General features: G+C 38.9%; 13 protein-coding genes. 4 read left to right on the top strand and 9 right to left on the bottom strand.

Features of this window, described 5'->3' with window-relative positions; genetic code table 11:
• Positions 1-8: 8 nt before the first annotated feature.
• The 5 genes from PCY17_RS00585 to uvrB all read right to left on the bottom strand — a co-directional run bounded on the left by PCY17_RS00585 (position 9) and on the right by uvrB (position 5,977).
• A complete protein-coding gene (locus tag PCY17_RS00585; RefSeq protein ID WP_301390622.1) occupies positions 9-452 on the bottom strand; it encodes a hypothetical protein in 444 nt (147 codons plus the stop codon).
• Between the two features lie 66 nt (positions 453-518).
• Positions 519-986, bottom strand: coding sequence for a hypothetical protein (locus tag PCY17_RS00590; protein WP_301390623.1), 468 nt, complete (start codon positions 984-986; stop codon positions 519-521).
• 495 nt (positions 987-1,481) lie between these two features.
• Complete coding sequence (locus PCY17_RS00595; RefSeq protein ID WP_301390624.1) at positions 1,482-1,985, bottom strand: hypothetical protein; 504 nt, start codon at positions 1,983-1,985, stop codon at positions 1,482-1,484.
• A gap of 157 nt (positions 1,986-2,142) precedes the next feature.
• Positions 2,143-3,969 carry a DUF2971 domain-containing protein gene (locus tag PCY17_RS00600; protein ID WP_301390625.1) on the bottom strand — a complete coding sequence of 609 codons (1,827 nt, stop codon included), beginning with the start codon at positions 3,967-3,969 and terminating at the stop codon, positions 2,143-2,145.
• Between the two features lie 19 nt (positions 3,970-3,988).
• Positions 3,989-5,977: an excinuclease ABC subunit UvrB gene (gene uvrB / locus PCY17_RS00605; protein WP_049520358.1), complete on the bottom strand. Its 1,989-nt coding sequence runs from the start codon at positions 5,975-5,977 to the stop codon at positions 3,989-3,991.
• Positions 5,978-6,157: 180 nt separating this feature from the next.
• Here uvrB and PCY17_RS00610 point away from each other — a divergent pair, with 180 nt between their 5' ends.
• The 3 genes from PCY17_RS00610 to zwf all read left to right on the top strand — a co-directional run bounded on the left by PCY17_RS00610 (position 6,158) and on the right by zwf (position 10,700).
• Positions 6,158-8,323 carry an ABC transporter substrate-binding protein/permease gene (locus tag PCY17_RS00610; protein ID WP_301390626.1) on the top strand — a complete coding sequence of 722 codons (2,166 nt, stop codon included), beginning with the start codon at positions 6,158-6,160 and terminating at the stop codon, positions 8,321-8,323.
• Positions 8,323-9,063: an amino acid ABC transporter ATP-binding protein gene (locus PCY17_RS00615; protein WP_301390627.1), complete on the top strand. Its 741-nt coding sequence runs from the start codon at positions 8,323-8,325 to the stop codon at positions 9,061-9,063. The genes PCY17_RS00610 and PCY17_RS00615 overlap by 1 nt, the downstream gene beginning before the upstream one ends.
• Positions 9,064-9,212: 149 nt before the next feature.
• Positions 9,213-10,700, top strand: a complete 1,488-nt coding sequence (zwf, locus tag PCY17_RS00620) for a glucose-6-phosphate dehydrogenase (RefSeq protein ID WP_301390628.1) — start codon at positions 9,213-9,215, stop codon at positions 10,698-10,700.
• A gap of 45 nt (positions 10,701-10,745) precedes the next feature.
• Here zwf and ftsY read toward each other — a convergent pair whose 3' ends face one another.
• The 3 genes from ftsY to PCY17_RS00635 are packed head-to-tail and all read right to left on the bottom strand — an operon-like array spanning position 10,746 to position 13,666.
• Positions 10,746-12,053, bottom strand: a complete 1,308-nt coding sequence (gene ftsY, locus PCY17_RS00625) for a signal recognition particle-docking protein FtsY (RefSeq protein ID WP_301390629.1) — start codon at positions 12,051-12,053, stop codon at positions 10,746-10,748.
• Positions 12,054-12,056: 3 nt separating this feature from the next.
• Complete coding sequence (locus PCY17_RS00630; protein WP_301390630.1) at positions 12,057-12,875, bottom strand: Cof-type HAD-IIB family hydrolase; 819 nt, start codon at positions 12,873-12,875, stop codon at positions 12,057-12,059.
• Positions 12,875-13,666, bottom strand: coding sequence for a Cof-type HAD-IIB family hydrolase (locus PCY17_RS00635; protein WP_002880674.1), 792 nt, complete (start codon positions 13,664-13,666; stop codon positions 12,875-12,877). The genes PCY17_RS00630 and PCY17_RS00635 overlap by 1 nt, the downstream gene beginning before the upstream one ends.
• A 205-nt stretch (positions 13,667-13,871) precedes the next feature.
• On the opposite strand from PCY17_RS00635, the gene PCY17_RS00640 reads away from it, so the two are divergent.
• On the top strand, positions 13,872-14,567 hold the full coding sequence (locus PCY17_RS00640) for a VIT family protein (RefSeq protein ID WP_000136037.1): 696 nt from the start codon (positions 13,872-13,874) through the stop codon (positions 14,565-14,567).
• 39 nt (positions 14,568-14,606) lie between these two features.
• Here the strand turns inward: PCY17_RS00640 and PCY17_RS00645 are convergent, their stop codons facing one another.
• Positions 14,607-16,595, bottom strand: coding sequence for an FtsX-like permease family protein (locus PCY17_RS00645; protein WP_049550003.1), 1,989 nt, complete (start codon positions 16,593-16,595; stop codon positions 14,607-14,609).
• Between the last annotated feature and the right edge of the window lies 1 nt (position 16,596).

Genomic DNA, 16,596 nt, shown 5'->3' on the forward strand with positions numbered 1-16,596 from the left:
CTAAGTTATTAAAATGTATCTTCGTTGTATTTTACTTCTGACTTCATGATAAAGGGATTAATCAACTCGTGATGTTCATAAGTACTACGGGCCAAAAAACCTCTAGCAATGATGATTCCCTTATCTTCTATGCGATAGTCTATATTGATAGGGACGGCTGGATCCGAGATGACTGATAAAACAAAGAATGCTGCAAACCAAAGATAAAGTGCCACTAATCCACTAAATAATTGAAAAATAAGGTGATACCATTGAAAATCTCTTGTTTTATAAAAGATTCTCCATGGATGGATTAAGAAAGTCAAACAAAGAATGAAAAACCAACTATTCCACAAAACTGGCGTAAAAGATAGACCAAAAACCAACAAGATCAAATGAAGGATCACAAAAGCTAGCAAAGCCAAATAAAGTGTCTTAAACGAAATTAACTTAGTTAGATTTTCTTTTGTCATGATTTTTCCTCTTTTTGTCCTTATATTTCAAAATCACCATCAATATCGCTGGAATGATGAAAAAGATTAGATAGGTAGTAATTGGAAGCCAGATGTAGCGATAATCGATAAATAATAGGGAAGGAATTTTTTAACATTTCTCCCTTTCACCCCAACAAGTAAGTGGAGGAGAAAAATAGGTCCGTTTATGAATAGAAAAGTTTCTAAAAATCCTTGTACTGAAGCCTTATTGCTAAAACCATCTCTAAAAATACCTTGATAAAGTGTGTGAACCAAAAAGACAAAATTCATAATAATTGGCAAGACATAGGACATTTCTTGATATGGTTTCGGGATAAGTGACGTCCCGAACAATACATACATGATACCAAAAATAGATAATAATATTATACCACCATCCATAAAAGAAGCAATCTTTGAATGTCTTTCCTGCCACAATTGGACGTGAGCTACCAAAGAATACTTTTTCTGGATTTTTCTCATTTGTCTGTTCTGTTGTTTGATCTTCTTTTGTCTCTTAGTCTTTCGTTCCATTTACGCCTCCTTCTTCTCTTTTCTATCCGTATAATCAAAAGCAGAATTCCCAGCCCCAAGAAAAAGAAAAATAGATAACTTACAATAGGAACCCAGACATAGGCTGGATCCATAGAAATTATAGGAGGGAAATTCGTTGACTTACGACGTCCTAGCCAATTCAGACCTACCAAGAGATGAAAGGGAAAAAGAAGACCATTGAACCCAATAAATCCCCATGAAAAGTAACGCCATTTCTGAAGTTTATCACTACTAAAACGAAAGACAAGGAAATAGGTTGATAAGATCAGAAGGATAAGATTGAAGCTTAAGGGGGAAAGATAGTTCATGCTCGGTAATAGATAACTAATGTAAGAGGCGGCAAGAAATGATACAAACATAGATCCAAATAATACACTCGTATCCAAAAGTTGAGCAATCCTTCTGTGCCTTTCCATCCAAAGAAAAATCCTCTTAGTCCAAGAAGACTTTTCTTTTGTCTTATACTTCATTTGCCTACTCATCTTCATTTTCATCTACTCCTTTTTTTGAACCTTTAGAGAGAAAGAAGATTGCCAGAGTTAACATCAAGACTAGAAGGTAGACAACAATAGGAAACCAGATATAGGATGACTCCAGTGAAAACAAAGGTGACAGAACAACTCTTCCTCTTTTTCTCACGCCAATCAGTTGAAAAATAAAGCTAAGGACATTGATATAAATAAAGGGTTCACAAAATCTTTTAAGAGTCCTTTCTTTTTCCGTTTTCACTGACAAAAAGAGAGCATAGAGCCTGTTTCCCAAGATAAAAAGATTTAATTGCAAGGGAAATAAGAGTTCTCTGTATCGAAAATCAGCTGGAATGCTTTTATTTTGTGATGTTGTAAATTCTATAACTAGGAACAAGATGATATAAAAGACAATATCAAGCATAAATTTGGCAAATCGATGCCCTTGTAACCAAAAACGTACTAAATCTAACCCTGATGACTTCTTATAATTCTTCTCTTTCAATTTCATAATAACTTCCCTCTATTTAAAATATATTCTAAAACGTAAAGGTGGTATAGGTTCAAAGTTAAATTTTAAGATTTAAAATTTTCCAATTTAGTCTGCAATATCTATTTTAATCTCACTAAATTCTCTAAAATACCTTCTGCTTTAAGTTATTCTCAACTTAACGATAAGGAATTTTCGAACTTTCTATCTCTATATCAGGATTAGCAAGTTTGAGATAAGGAGCAATATAATCTGCATCCGTAACCTTTGGCCCTAGAATAACTTTTGAGTATTTCAAAGGAGCCAGATTAATGTATACAAATAAATCATATCTGCCATTATCTTTTGGGTTTAATACGATATACTTCCTAAAATCATTATAGTTAACTTTATCAAAAATTTCTAACCCAATTTCTTCTTTCTTAAAGTACTTATCATTTGATGAATCATTAGCATCTCTTTTAATAATATTTTGTATAGCTGTATCATCTAAATTAATTAAAATACGATACTCCATTTCATACTCATAGTCTTTAACTTTGAAAAGGTAAGAAATCTTCTTCAATTTCTCAGCAAAACTTATCAATTCTTTTTCAGCTTCCAGGTCTTGCAATTTTTCAAATAGCTGTTTTAAATCATCAAGAGATTTACCAACATCTGTTTCATCTTTATTCTCTGACATTAAATCTAAATAATGAACTTTAACAAACTCTATCGATTTATGAGCAACTATATCTTCAAGATAAGACAGTTCATATTCAAGAAATGCTCCCTGAGATGAATCTGCATATTCCTTCCACATTGGTAAACTATCAGATACCGTGGTTAGAGAAGATATAAAAACATTGGAAGTTTGATATTGTTTGAAAAACGTATTATCTATACCCAAATAATCATATATTACTCTTCCTTCCATCGGGTCGTTTAACTGTTTTAGATTAGTAAGTCGTAAAAATGGAGGTTGAGTTTCAGAATTATTTTCATTTTTCAAGTCAGCTTTTATGAGAAAATTTGTTAGAGTATCAATCTTAGTATAATGTCCAAAGGAACCTATTTCTTTCAACTCATTTGCATCAACAGTCAATTTAGAACGAATATAGTATATAATCTTGTCCGCTTGTTCTAAAAGTTGTTTAGCATCAAATGCTGAGATAGATTCTGGGTTACTTTTCTCATTTAAATAATCGTTATCATATTTCTCAATTATCTTAATAGCTTGATTTCGGATGATATCCGAATCATTTTCTTCTGCTATCTTTCGAACAACATCAATCGAATTTGTAATTACAACATCAAAGTATCTTGACACAAAATCTAGGTAGTCATCAACATATTCAGCTTGAGGATTCTCCATGAAATAGTTATTTATTATCTTTAAATGCTCAAATTGAAAAATTAAAACAAGCTTATCTAATCTAAAATACCAAAAAATACTATCTTCAAAAATACTATCTTCAAAAATACTATTTTCGAATAAAAACTTGATGAATGATTCTAATTCCCTCTTAAAGTAGTTTCTTCTTTCTTCTGGTAAACTTTTTTGTCTAAATAGTTGAAGAAAAACCGAAAGTAAGTCCGAAATAGAGTATTCTCCATCCTCTATATTTTCTTCTAATATTAAATCAAGGATTTTAAAGAAATAACTATCATTTTCAAACAGTTTAGAATATTCTTCATATCTTTCAGTTTCAAATAAATAATAATAAAGAGAATCTAAATAACTAAAGCGTACACTCCAACTATATACTTGTGAATTATTTGATAGTATTTTATTTATGGACTCTAAAATCTTTTTTTGGATAATTTTATCAATCTTCTCTTCAAAATCTCTAAAAATATAAAGAACAGGTTCAACATATTTCAATTGTTCTTCTTCAGATAATTTTAAATATTGATTTATAAAATTTTCAAGTTCGGATTTCAGTTTTTCTTCATCCAAGGAATCAAAATGATCTTCTAATTCAGATTTACTAAATTTACCTGTAAAATAATTTAACTCTTCCATTTTATCTCCTACTAACAACCTACCCCAACGCCTTCACTTCCAACATCATATCACGGATTTGTGCTGCCAGTTCAAAGTCAAGCACTTCGACAGCTTCTTGCATTTGTTTTTCGAGTTTTTTAACGAGTTCCTTGCGCTCTTGTTTGTTGAGGCTATTGATATCGACTTCCTTGTCCTCTTCCTTAGCAACTGCCTTGGTCACAGCAATCAGGTCACGGATTTCTTTCTTGATTGTCTGAGGCACAATACCGTGTTCTTCATTATAGGCCATCTGGATTTTCCGACGGCGGGCAGTTTCATCAATAGCACGTTGCATAGACTGAGTCATGGTATCAGCATACATGATGACATGACCTTCACTGTTACGGGCGGCACGTCCAATGGTCTGGATAAGTCCACGCTCGTTACGGAGGAATCCTTCCTTGTCAGCATCTAGAATAGCAACCAAGCTTACCTCGGGAACGTCAATCCCTTCGCGGAGCAGGTTGATTCCGACCAAAACATCAAAAACACCCAAACGTAGGTCACGGATAATCTCCGTCCGCTCCAAGGTCTTAATGTCCGAGTGCATGTACTTAACCTTGATACCCATTTCCTTGAAGTAGTCGGTCAAGTCTTCTGCCATTTTCTTAGTCAAAGTGGTGATAAAGGTCCGTTCATTCTTTTCAACACGGACATTGATTTCACCTAGGAGGTCATCAATCTGTCCCATAGTCGGACGGACTTCCACCTCTGGGTCTAGAAGTCCTGTCGGACGAATGATTTGCTCAATCACTGTCTCGGTCTGTTCATTTTCATAGTCACCTGGTGTCGCTGAAACATATACAATCTGGTGAACATGACTTTCAAACTCCTCACGACGGAGAGGACGATTGTCCAAGGCTGACGGTAAACGGAAACCATAATTAACCAGCATTTCCTTACGCGAACGGTCTCCATTGTACATACCTTTGATTTGCCCCATGGTCATGTGACTTTCATCAATCATAATCAAGAAATCATCTGGGAAGAAGTCAAGAAGAGTATAAGGAGGCTCTCCTTCGCTACGACCATCCATGTGGCGTGAGTAGTTTTCAACACCGTTGGTATAACCCATCTCGCGAAGCATTTCAATATCATACTCTGTCCGCTGTTTCAAACGCTGAGCTTCTAGCAGTTTGCCTTCCCTTTCAAAGACAGCTAACTGCTCCTCCAACTCCGCCTGAATCTTGGCAATAGCAACCTCCATGTGGTCATCATTGGTCACAAAGTGAGTAGCTGGGAAAATCGCCAAATGATCTACTTCTCCCAATACCTGACCTGTCAAAGCCTCAACCTCACGGATACGATCAATCTCATCCCCGAAAAACTCTACTCGAAAAGCGTGTTCATCACGGGAAGCTGGGAAAATCTCCACCACATCCCCGCGAACGCGAAATCTTCCCCGTTGGAAATCAATATCATTACGTTCAAACTGAATATCAACCAAGTCATTCAAGAGTTTATCACGAGAAATTTCAAGACCTGGACGAAGACTAACGACGCTATCAGAATATTCCTTGGGCGAACCCAAACCATAGATACAAGAGACTGAAGCCACAACAATGACATCATTGCGCTCCAGAAGTGCTGAAGTCGCTGAATGGCGAAGCTTGTCAATCTCATCATTAACCGAGCTATCCTTCTCTATATAGGTATCGCTTGAAGGGACATAGGCCTCAGGTTGGTAATAATCATAGTAAGACACGAAATACTCAACAGCATTTTCAGGGAAAAATTCCTTGAACTCCCCATAGAGCTGACCAGCTAGTGTTTTGTTATGGGCAATGACCAAAGTTGGTTTATTGACTTTGGAAATGACCTGACTCATGGTATAGGTCTTCCCTGTACCCGTCGCCCCCATCAGAATCTGAGCCTTCTCTCCACCCTCGATATTGTCAACCAACTGCTCAATCGCTTGGGGTTGATCTCCTGAAGGTTCATATTTTGATACTAGTTTAAATTTATTATCTGTAATTCTATTAATCATGATTGCCTCATCTGCATTTTTCTATCCTTCTATTTTACCATAAATTTACTTTTCAGACTCTTCTCTAAGTTGATAAGAGCGGGTATTTCATGTTAGATTTCCTTACATAAAATCCATAAAATTTGCCTTTTCATTCATTTTCTGATATAATGGGAAAATATTCGGAAAAGGAGACTAAAAATGAAGAAAAAAATACTAGCATGTTTGCTCATTTTATTTCCCATTTTCTCACTAGGTATGGCAAAAGCTGATACTGTTAAGATTGTGTCTGATACAGCTTACGCACCTTTTGAGTTTAAAGATTCAGATCAAACCTATAAAGGGATTGATGTTGATATTATCAATAAAGTCGCAGAAATCAAAGGATGGAATATCCAAATGTCTTATCCTGGCTTTGATGCAGCTGTAAATGCGGTGCAGTCAGGTCAAGCAGATGCTATTATGGCAGGTATGACAAAAACAAAAGAACGTGAAAATGTCTTTACCATGTCTGATACCTATTATGATACAAAAGTTGTCATTGCTACCACAAAGGCAAATAAAATCACCAAATATGAGGAACTTAGCGGGAAAACAGTTGGAGTTAAGAACGGAACTGCCGCTCAACGTTTCCTCGAAAGTATCAAAGATAAATACGGTTTCTCTATTAAAACTTTTGATACAGGTGATTTGATGAATAACAGTCTAAGTGCTGGTGCTGTGAACGCCATCATGGATGATAAACCTGTTATTGAGTATGCGATTAACCAAGGACAAGATCTCAGCATCAATATGGATGGTGAAGCTGTTGGAAGCTTTGCTTTTGGTGTCAAGAAAGGGAGCAAGTATGAACACTTGGTTACCGAGTTTAACGAAGCCCTAGCACAAATGAAGAAGGATGGTAGCTTGGAGCAAATCATCCAAAAATGGACAGCTTCTACAACTACGGCAACCCCGACGACAACTACTGCTGCTGGACAAAAAGCTACTCCAGTGAAAAGCAAGTACATTATTGCCAGTGACTCATCTTTCGCCCCATTCGTCTTTCAAAATTCAAGCAATCAATACACCGGTATTGATATGGACCTCATCAAGGCCATTGCCAAAGACCAAGGTTTTGAAATTGAAATTACCAACCCAGGATTTGACGCAGCAATTAGTGCTGTTCAAGCAGGACAAGCAGATGGTATCATTGCTGGTATGTCTGTAACAGATGCTCGTAAGGAAACCTTCGACTTCTCAGAATCATACTACACAGCAAATACGATTCTCGGTGTGAAAGAATCAAGCACGATTGCTTCTTATGAAGACCTCAAGGATAAAACTGTCGGTGTTAAAAACGGAACTGCTTCTCAAACGTTCCTTACTGAAAATCAAAGCAAATACGGTTATAAGATTAAAACCTTTGCAGATGGCGCATCAATGTATGACAGTCTGAATACTGGATCTATCGATGCCGTGATGGATGATGAGCCAGTTCTCAAATATTCTATCAGCCAAGGTCAAAAATTGAAAACGCCAATCGCTGGAACACCAATCGGTGAAACTGCCTTTGCGGTTAAAAAAGGAACAAACCCTGAATTGATCCAGATGTTCAATAATGGACTTGCGAACCTCAAAGCTAACAGAGAATTCCAAAAGATTCTTGACAAGTATCTAGCTAGCGAAACTTCAACTGACTCTACTAGTACGGTTGACGAAACTACTATCTGGGGCTTGCTTCAAAACAACTACAAACAACTTCTTAGTGGACTTGGAATCACTCTTGCTCTAGCGCTTATTTCATTTGCAATTGCCATTGTCATCGGGATTATCTTTGGTATGTTTAGTGTTAGCCCATACAAATCTCTTCGTCTAATCTCTGAGATTTTCGTTGACGTTATTCGCGGTATCCCATTGATGATTCTTGCAGCCTTCATCTTCTGGGGTATTCCAAACTTCATCGAGTCCATTACAGGCCAACAAAGTCCAATCAATGACTTTGTAGCTGGTACTATCGCCCTCTCACTTAATGCGGCAGCTTATATCGCTGAAATTGTTCGAGGCGGGATTCAAGCTGTTCCAGTTGGGCAAATGGAGGCCAGCCGCAGTCTTGGTATCTCTTATGGAAAAACCATGCGTAAGATTATCTTACCACAAGCGACTAAATTGATGTTGCCAAACTTTGTCAACCAATTCGTTATCGCTCTTAAAGATACAACCATCGTCTCTGCTATCGGTTTGGTGGAACTTTTCCAAACTGGTAAGATCATCATCGCCCGTAACTACCAAAGTTTCAAGATGTATGCAATCCTTGCTATCTTCTATCTTGTAATTATCACGCTTTTGACTAGACTAGCGAAACGCTTAGAAAAGAGGATTCGTTAATGGCAAAACTAAAAATTGATGTAAATGATTTGCATAAGTACTATGGAAAAAACGAAGTTTTAAAAGGGATTACTACTAAGTTTTATGAAGGAGATGTTGTTTGTATCATCGGTCCTTCCGGTTCTGGTAAATCCACATTCCTCCGTAGCCTTAACCTCCTCGAAGAGGTAACGAGTGGCCACATCACAGTAAATGGTTATGATCTGACTGAAAAATCAACCAATGTCGACCATGTTCGTGAAAACGTGGGAATGGTCTTCCAACATTTCAACCTCTTCCCTCACATGTCCGTCCTAGAAAATATCACTTTTGCACCTATTGAACACAAACGGATGACCAAAGAAGAAGCTGAAAAATTGGGGATGGAGTTGCTTGAAAAGGTTGGACTAGCAGATAAAGCTAATGCCAACCCAGATAGCCTTTCAGGTGGTCAGAAACAGCGTGTAGCTATCGCTCGTGGACTTGCCATGAATCCTGATATCATGCTCTTTGATGAGCCAACTTCCGCTCTTGACCCTGAGATGGTCGGAGATGTACTAAACGTTATGAAGGAATTGGCGGAACAAGGCATGACCATGATTATCGTAACCCATGAGATGGGATTTGCTCGTCAGGTAGCCAACCGTGTTATCTTTACGGCTGATTGTGAATTCCTGGAAGATGGAACTCCAGATCAAATTTTTGACAGCCCGCAACACCCTCGTCTAAAAGAATTCTTGGATAAGGTCTTAAATGTATAAAACAAAACTGTAAGGAGAACCTTACAGTTTTTTAATTGCGTATTGGATTTTTTGTTTTTTTTGAAAATTATGATAAAATAAAAACTATGATAATGAGGAAATCTCATCCCTAGTCCAACTAGGAAAAAATATAGAAATTAGGTAGCTAGATGTCATCAAAGGTTATTGTTACAATTTTCGGTGCGAGTGGAGATTTAGCTAAACGCAAACTCTACCCTTCCCTTTTTAGACTCTATAAATCAGGCAATCTTTCTGAGCATTTTGCTGTTATCGGAACAGCTCGTAGACCTTGGAGTAAGGAATATTTTGAATCTGTTGTTGTTGAGTCCATCCTTGATTTGGCAGATAGTACCGAGCAAGCCCAAGAGTTTGCTAGTCATTTCTACTATCAAAGTCATGATGTCAATGATACTGATAACTACATCGCTTTACGAGAATTACAAGCTGAGCTTGATGAGAAATACCAAACGGACCACAACAAACTCTTCTTCCTCTCTATGGCTCCTCAATTCTTTGGTACTATTGCCAAACACCTCAAGTCTGAAAACATCGTTGACGGCAAAGGCTTTGAACGCTTGATTGTTGAGAAACCTTTTGGTACAGACTATGAAACTGCAAGCAAGCTGAATGAAGATCTTCTAGCAACATTTGATGAAGAACAGATCTACCGTATTGACCATTACTTGGGGAAAGAAATGATTCAAAGTATCTTTGCGGTTCGATTTGCCAATATGATCTTTGAAAATGTTTGGAACCGTCAGCACATTGATAATGTGCAGATTACCTTTGCTGAGCGCTTGGGAGTTGAGGAACGTGGTGGCTACTATGATGAATCTGGTGCCCTTCGTGACATGGTTCAAAACCACACTCTCCAGCTTTTATCTCTTCTAGCCATGGACAAGCCTGCCAGCTTTACAAAAGATAAGATTCGTGCTGAGAAGATTAAAGTATTTAAAAATCTCCACCAACCAAATGAGGAAGAATTAAAAGAACACTTTATCCGTGGTCAATATCGTTCTGGAAAGATCGATGGTAAGAAATACATTTCCTACCGTAGCGAGCCAAACGTTAACCCTGAATCTACAACAGAAACCTTTGCCTCTGGTGCTTTCTTTGTAGACAGCGATCGCTTCCGTGGCGTTCCTTTCTTCTTCCGTACTGGTAAACGCCTGACAGAAAAAGGTACTCATGTCAATATCGTCTTTAAGCAAATGGACTCCATCTTTGGTGAGCCTTTGGCACCAAATATCTTGACCATCTACATCCAGCCAACAGAGGGATTCTCTCTCAGCCTCAATGGTAAACAAGTAGGTGAAGAATTTAACCTGGCGCCTAGCTCTTTAGATTATCGTACAGATGCTACAGCTACAGGTGCTTCACCAGATCCATACGAAAAATTAATCTACGATGTCTTGAACAACAACTCTACCAACTTTAGCCACTGGGATGAGGTGAGTGCTTCTTGGAAATTGATTGACCGTATCGAAGAGCTCTGGGCTCAAAATGGAGTTCCACTCCATGACTACAAGTCTGGAAGCATGGGACCACAAGCTAGCTTTGAACTACTAGAGAAGTTTGGAGCAAAATGGACTTGGCAACCAGATATCGCCTATCGTGAACAAGGTCGTTTAGAATAATAAAAATATCCTGCAAGTGTATCTTGCAGGATTATTTATTTTGTATTAAATCAAGCCCTCTAAGAGACCCTTCATAAAGTTTTCTGAGTTAAACTCTCCGATATCATCGATTTTTTCACCGAAACCGATCAATTTTACAGGGATATTGAGTTCTTCACGAATTGCCAGAACCACACCACCACGAGCAGTTCCATCAATCTTGGTCAATACAATACCAGTAACTGGAGTTATTTTTGAGAATTCTTTGGCTTGTACCAGAGCATTTTGACCTGTAGAGGCATCAAGTGCCAGGAAGGTTTCATGTGGTGCCTCTGGAACGACACGTTTGATAATGCGACCAATCTTTTCCAACTCGGCCATAAGGTTTTCCTTGTTTTGCAGACGACCTGCTGTATCAATCATGAGAATATCAATTCCTTCTGCTACGGCACGTTCCATCCCATCAAAGACCACACTTGCTGGATCAGCTTTTTCAGGCCCCGTTACAACAGGAACATCCACACGACGTCCCCATTCTGCTAGCTGGGCAACGGCACCAGCACGGAAGGTATCCGCAGCAACCAGCATAACTTTCTTACCAGCTTGTTTGTAACGATGAGCCAATTTCCCGATAGAAGTTGTTTTCCCAACACCATTCACTCCGACAAAGAGCATAACTGTCAAGCCATCTTGGAAATGGATTTGTTCATCGTAGTTGCCATCCTTCTCATAGAGTTCAACCAATTTCTCGATAATGACACGACGAAGTGCATCAGGCTTTTTAGCGTTTTCTAATTTAGCTTCATAGCGTAGTTCTTCTGTTAAGTTTGAAGCAACTTGCACACCGACGTCGCTCATGATGAGCAGTTCTTCCAATTCTTCAAAGAAGTCTTCATCGACAGAACGGAAGTTGGCAAAGAAGGCATTCAAGCGTGCTCCGAATCCCGTACGCGTTTTCTTGAGACTGCGGTCATATTTTTCCTGAACCGTTTCTTCAACTTGTGGATATTCTTCTTCTACTTCAAAAGCTGGCTCTTCGTCACTTTCTAGAGATTCTTGGCTCTCTTCTTCGAAAAATTCTTCAGGCTCTTGGCTTTGCTCTGTCTCATCAACTTCTAGCTCAACCTCTTCCTGAGCAGTTTCTTCGACTGCTTCTGGTTCAATAACTTCTTCTGTCGAGACTTGAGGAATTTCTTCTTGAGCAAGTGTTTCTTCTACTTTTTCCCTTGTTATCTCTTCCTGACTTGTTTCTTCGATAGCCGTTTGGTTTTCTTCAACCTCTTCTGACAAATCAATATTTTCCAGAGCTTCTTTTACTATATCTTCGATTTTCGGCTCTTCTTTTTTCCCGAATAAACGGTCAAATAATCCCATCTTCTAATTCTCCTTTAGCACGTATTCTTCGATAGCCCAAGCAACGGCTTCCTCGTCGTTGGTCATGGGGGTAACGACATTAGCAACTTCCTTAACTGCTGGAACTGCATTTTGCATGGCAACTCCCAGATCTGCCCACTCAATCATAGAAAGGTCATTGGCCTCGTCCCCACAAGCCATGACCTGACTTTGGTCGATATCCAAGTGTTTAATTAATTTCGCTAAACCTGTTGCCTTGTGGACGTTTTTCGGTGACCATTCCAATAAGAGTTCACGCGATTTGAAGATTTCATATTGGTCAAACAATTCAGGAGAAATCTGTTGAATCGCTGCATCCAAGGGTTCTTGGGGGAAGGCAGTCACGCATTTATTATAAGTTATCTGACTAGATAGCTCTTCAAAAGCGACTGGCACGAAAGTCAGGGATGGATTAAACTTAGCATAGAGACTTTCTTGGTCTGATTGGATTTGATAGACTGTTCCTTCTGAAATGGCATCTAACGGTAATCCTAGTTTTTCAGTTTCCTCGTACAATCGTGCCACATCGTCGATTGAAAAGACGGTTTTATCGAGAATCTCTCCTGTATTTTTCTGTACCAGACCACCATTAAAGGTGATGGTGTACTCGTCCTCCAGACCATCAGTCCCTAGCTCATGGAGAAAGAAATCCATAGCCTTCAAAGGACGACCTGTTGTCAGAACGACCTTGATGCCACGATCACGCGCAGCTTTGAGGACCTCCTTGGTACGTTCTGTTAGCTTTTTATCCGTTGTCAGCAAGGTACCATCCAAGTCCAATGCAATCAATTTAATATCTGCCATTACAAGCCCTCCATATAAGTCATCACTGACTGGTCCTTATGGTGGCCAATCACTGTTTCTGCTAATTCTAAAATCTCTGGTCGCGCATTTTCAGGAGCGACTGGGTGTCCCACAACCTGCATCATGTGAAGGTCATTGAGATTGTCGCCAAAAGCCATGACCTGATCCATGGTTAGAACAAGTTTTTTTGCCAGCTCAACAATAGCCACACCCTTATCAACGTAGTCCAAGACAATATCGATGGATTCAAAACCTGTTGTCATGGCTTTTACACCAGGAACGTTTTTGTTGACCCAGGCCTCTCCAGCTTCTATCGTATCTTCTGTGAAGTTCGTAGTGAATTTAAAAATCTCATCCTTAATAGCTTCCAGACGCGTTACTTTTTGAATGTTTTCATTGTAGTGACGGCTAAACTTGAGATAGGTCTCATCGACTGTATCCAATACATAACAAGCTTTTTTCCCCGTCAGCAACATTTTTCTTTCATCAAAATAGGGTGATTTCTTTAAAGCTTCAAAAGTGCTCAAGTAAAAATCCCGAGACATAGTAGCCTCATACATATCCTCACCATGAAACTCAACATAGCTCCCATTTTCAGCTATAAAAATCACTTCATCACACACATCCGCAAACAACTTTTTCAGGGACAAGATACCGCGACCTGAAGCCACTGCAAAATAAATCCCCTTTTCCTTGTAGGAAACAAGTACGTTTTTAAGGCGTTCCATATCAAACCGACCCTCTCCATCTAGAAAGGTTCCATCCATATCGGTTGCTACAAGTTTAATCATAAAATCCTTCATACTCCAATTGATAAATCTATCTTCTATTATACCATAGATAAGTTTAAAAAGTTCCAGTACAGCAGGAAAGCACTACTTTTTCGGAGAAACTTCAAAGGGCCTAAAAATTAGAATTGTAAAACTTTTTTCAGATAGTTTAAAAAGTTTGTATTCCCCTACCCTTTTCTCTATAATGGAGAGAAAGGAGATGACTATGACAGAAATAAAACATGAAATTGATGCTAACTTTGCAGGACGACTCAATATCCTACGCGCAGGTGTTCTGGGCGCCAATGATGGAATTATTTCCATCGCTGGAGTCGTTATCGGCGTTGCCAGTGCGACAAGCAATATCTGGATTATCTTTTTATCAGGTTTAGCGGCTATCCTCGCTGGTGCTTTCTCTATGGCCGGTGGCGAATATGTCTCTGTATCCACTCAGAAAGACACGGAAGAAGCCGCTGTTGCTAGAGAACAGTTGCTCTTGGATAAGGATATCGAATCTGCAAAACAATCCCTCTATGCTGCCTACCTTCAAAACGGTGAGTGTGAAACGTCAGCCCAACTCTTGACCAACAAGGCCTTTTTAAAAAATCCACTCAAAGCCTTGGTCGAAGAAAAGTATGGAATCGAGTATGAAGAGTTTACCAACCCTTGGCATGCTGCTATCTCTAGCTTTATTGCCTTTGTACTGGGAAGCCTTCCTCCTATGCTTTCAATCACCGTCTTTCCAAGTGACTATCGTATTCCTGCTACTGTTTTTATTGTGGCCCTTTCCCTTCTCGTCACCGGCTATACCAGTGCTAAACTAGGCAAGGCACCTACGAAAACTGCCATGATCCGCAACCTCTGTATCGGACTTCTCACCATGGGTGTAACCTTCCTCTTGGGACAACTCTTTAGCATTTAAGATAAAAGAAATACCTCGACAAGCATCGAGGTATCTTTTTTACATTTGCACAATCTTGCGATAGCTTCTTGAGGTAATCATAAAGATTAAGACATAGACGATGAGGAAGATAGCACAGATGGACAGAGTGACTGTCAACATCATGGTCGCATCTAGGACCCCAATGACTTTTAGGATGAGACTAAGCATATGATAGGCAAAGGCAAGGTGTAGGAAGGCAAAGAGCAATGGGAGGAAGAAAACAGTTAGGACCTGTTTATTAATGGTTTGCTTGATTTGCTTTTGATCGAGACCGACCTTTTGCAAAATGATAAAGCGTTCACGGTCTTCATAGCCTTCAGAGATTTGTTTGTAGTAGATGACGAGAACTGTTCCCACCATAAAGATGATGGAGAGGAAGATACCGATAAAGAAGGTCCCACCAAAGAAAGCACTCATCTGCGCACTACTATCAGCCAGATTGCTTCCGTAAATAAAGCTTCCTTCTTTGCTTGATTCTCTATTAAAATCATCAAGGAATTTTGAATAGTCATCTGCAAGTTTGAGTTGCTCTTCCTCACTAGCTGTTACATTCATACCACCATAGTATTGATTAAAAATGGAAGAATTAGGATGCTGGTCAAGAAAGGCTTTCAAGTCAGGAACAACCAGATAGTTATAGTCCGAAGTTAGAATATTGTACTGATTTGGGACATGTTCAAGAATAAAATCTTTTTTGATTTCTTCCTTTATTGTATAGGTCTGGTCATTTAGAGTCAGTTCTTTCTGTCCTTGAAGTTCTTTGTTCTTAGTAAACAATCCAACTTCCTTTCCTGAAAGTGCAAGTTTTTGGCCCGTCATATTCTCATAGTCTTTTTGGTCAAAGACCATAAAAATAGTTTTCGGTTGAACACGATTTTGACCTTTCTCAAAGATTGTCAATTTCGTACCTTCTTGGTTTGCTACACCAAAGCTACTGTATGTAAGGACTTCTTTCTTTGTGACAGTCAATCCTTTATCGCTAGCATACTGGTCTAGGAGTTTATTTATGTCTTCTTTTTCAACATTCTGCCCTGTAATTCCAAAATCATGTGGATTCATGACTTTCTTGAAAGTTTCAGAGCCTTTAAAGATACTCGTTGCAGCAGACATAGTCACCAAGACCATGGTTGAGAGAATAGCAATCGTCGCTAGACCAACAGCATTTTTCTTCATACGAAAAATGAGATTGGATACGGAAATCATGTTGTTAGGTTGGTAATAGTAACGCTTGTTTTTCTTCAAGATTTGTAGGAAAACTGTGATTCCTGCATTGAAGAGAAGATAAGTTCCCAAAATTACCAACAAGACTGCTACAAAGAAAATCAGAACAGCAGAAAGTGGATTTTCAACTGTTACTGCTAGGTAGTAGCCAGCTCCCATACTAATCAAACCTAGTATAGTTTGAAGACCTAAGAAACGTCCTTTTTTCTCACCACTGGCTTTTTCACGAGAGAGTTGAAGGGCATTCATGCGTGCGATGCGAAAGGCATTGATAAAAATTAGACCTAGGAAGATAGCTCCAAAGACGATGAGAACTAGGATGAAGACAATTGGTTGGAAAGTCGAAACGAGCTCCACTTTCATTTTCATCAGCTTCAGAAGAAGGGCAAAGATTAGCTTATCAAAGAGAGCTCCTAGACCGAGACCAGCTGTCAAGGTTAAGGAACCAAAAATAAGAAGCTCCTTAAAAACCATACTGATCAAATGGCGCTTTTCAAGCCCCAGCATACCATATACACCCAGCTCCTTGGAGCGGTTCTTCATGACAAAACTATTGGCATAAAGTACAATAATTCCAGAAGCGATGGTAACAACTACCATACCGAGAGCAAGGGTCATAGAGATAGTTTCTCCCCCTCGAATCTTACCAATGTTAGGATTAAGTGACAGTGAGTAAAAGAGATAGGTGATGGTCACAGCTAAGAGAACTGCTAAAGCAAAGGGATAGTAGAGTTTGCGGTTTTTGATTAAGTTCGAAACCGCTAACTTATTGGTCAATCGAAACATA

Source organism: Streptococcus sp. SO2 (assembly GCF_030440025.1).

Bases quoted from the DNA above. Each gene is read 5' to 3' on its own strand.
- ftsY (WP_301390629.1), bottom strand. From the start codon at position 12,053: ATGGGATTATTTGACCGTTTATTCGGGAAAAAAGAAGAGCCGAAAATC.
- PCY17_RS00615 (WP_301390627.1), top strand. From the start codon at position 8,323: ATGGCAAAACTAAAAATTGATGTAAATGATTTGCATAAGTACTATGGA.
- PCY17_RS00610 (WP_301390626.1), top strand. From the start codon at position 6,158: ATGAAGAAAAAAATACTAGCATGTTTGCTCATTTTATTTCCCATTTTC.
- PCY17_RS00630 (WP_301390630.1), bottom strand. From the start codon at position 12,875: ATGGCAGATATTAAATTGATTGCATTGGACTTGGATGGTACCTTGCTG.
- PCY17_RS00590 (WP_301390623.1), bottom strand. From the start codon at position 986: ATGGAACGAAAGACTAAGAGACAAAAGAAGATCAAACAACAGAACAGA.
- PCY17_RS00645 (WP_049550003.1), bottom strand. From the start codon at position 16,595: ATGTTTCGATTGACCAATAAGTTAGCGGTTTCGAACTTAATCAAAAAC.
- uvrB (WP_049520358.1), bottom strand. From the start codon at position 5,977: ATGATTAATAGAATTACAGATAATAAATTTAAACTAGTATCAAAATAT.
- PCY17_RS00595 (WP_301390624.1), bottom strand. From the start codon at position 1,985: ATGAAATTGAAAGAGAAGAATTATAAGAAGTCATCAGGGTTAGATTTA.
- PCY17_RS00640 (WP_000136037.1), top strand. From the start codon at position 13,872: ATGACAGAAATAAAACATGAAATTGATGCTAACTTTGCAGGACGACTC.
- PCY17_RS00600 (WP_301390625.1), bottom strand. From the start codon at position 3,969: ATGGAAGAGTTAAATTATTTTACAGGTAAATTTAGTAAATCTGAATTA.
- PCY17_RS00585 (WP_301390622.1), bottom strand. From the start codon at position 452: ATGACAAAAGAAAATCTAACTAAGTTAATTTCGTTTAAGACACTTTAT.
- zwf (WP_301390628.1), top strand. From the start codon at position 9,213: ATGTCATCAAAGGTTATTGTTACAATTTTCGGTGCGAGTGGAGATTTA.
- PCY17_RS00635 (WP_002880674.1), bottom strand. From the start codon at position 13,666: ATGATTAAACTTGTAGCAACCGATATGGATGGAACCTTTCTAGATGGA.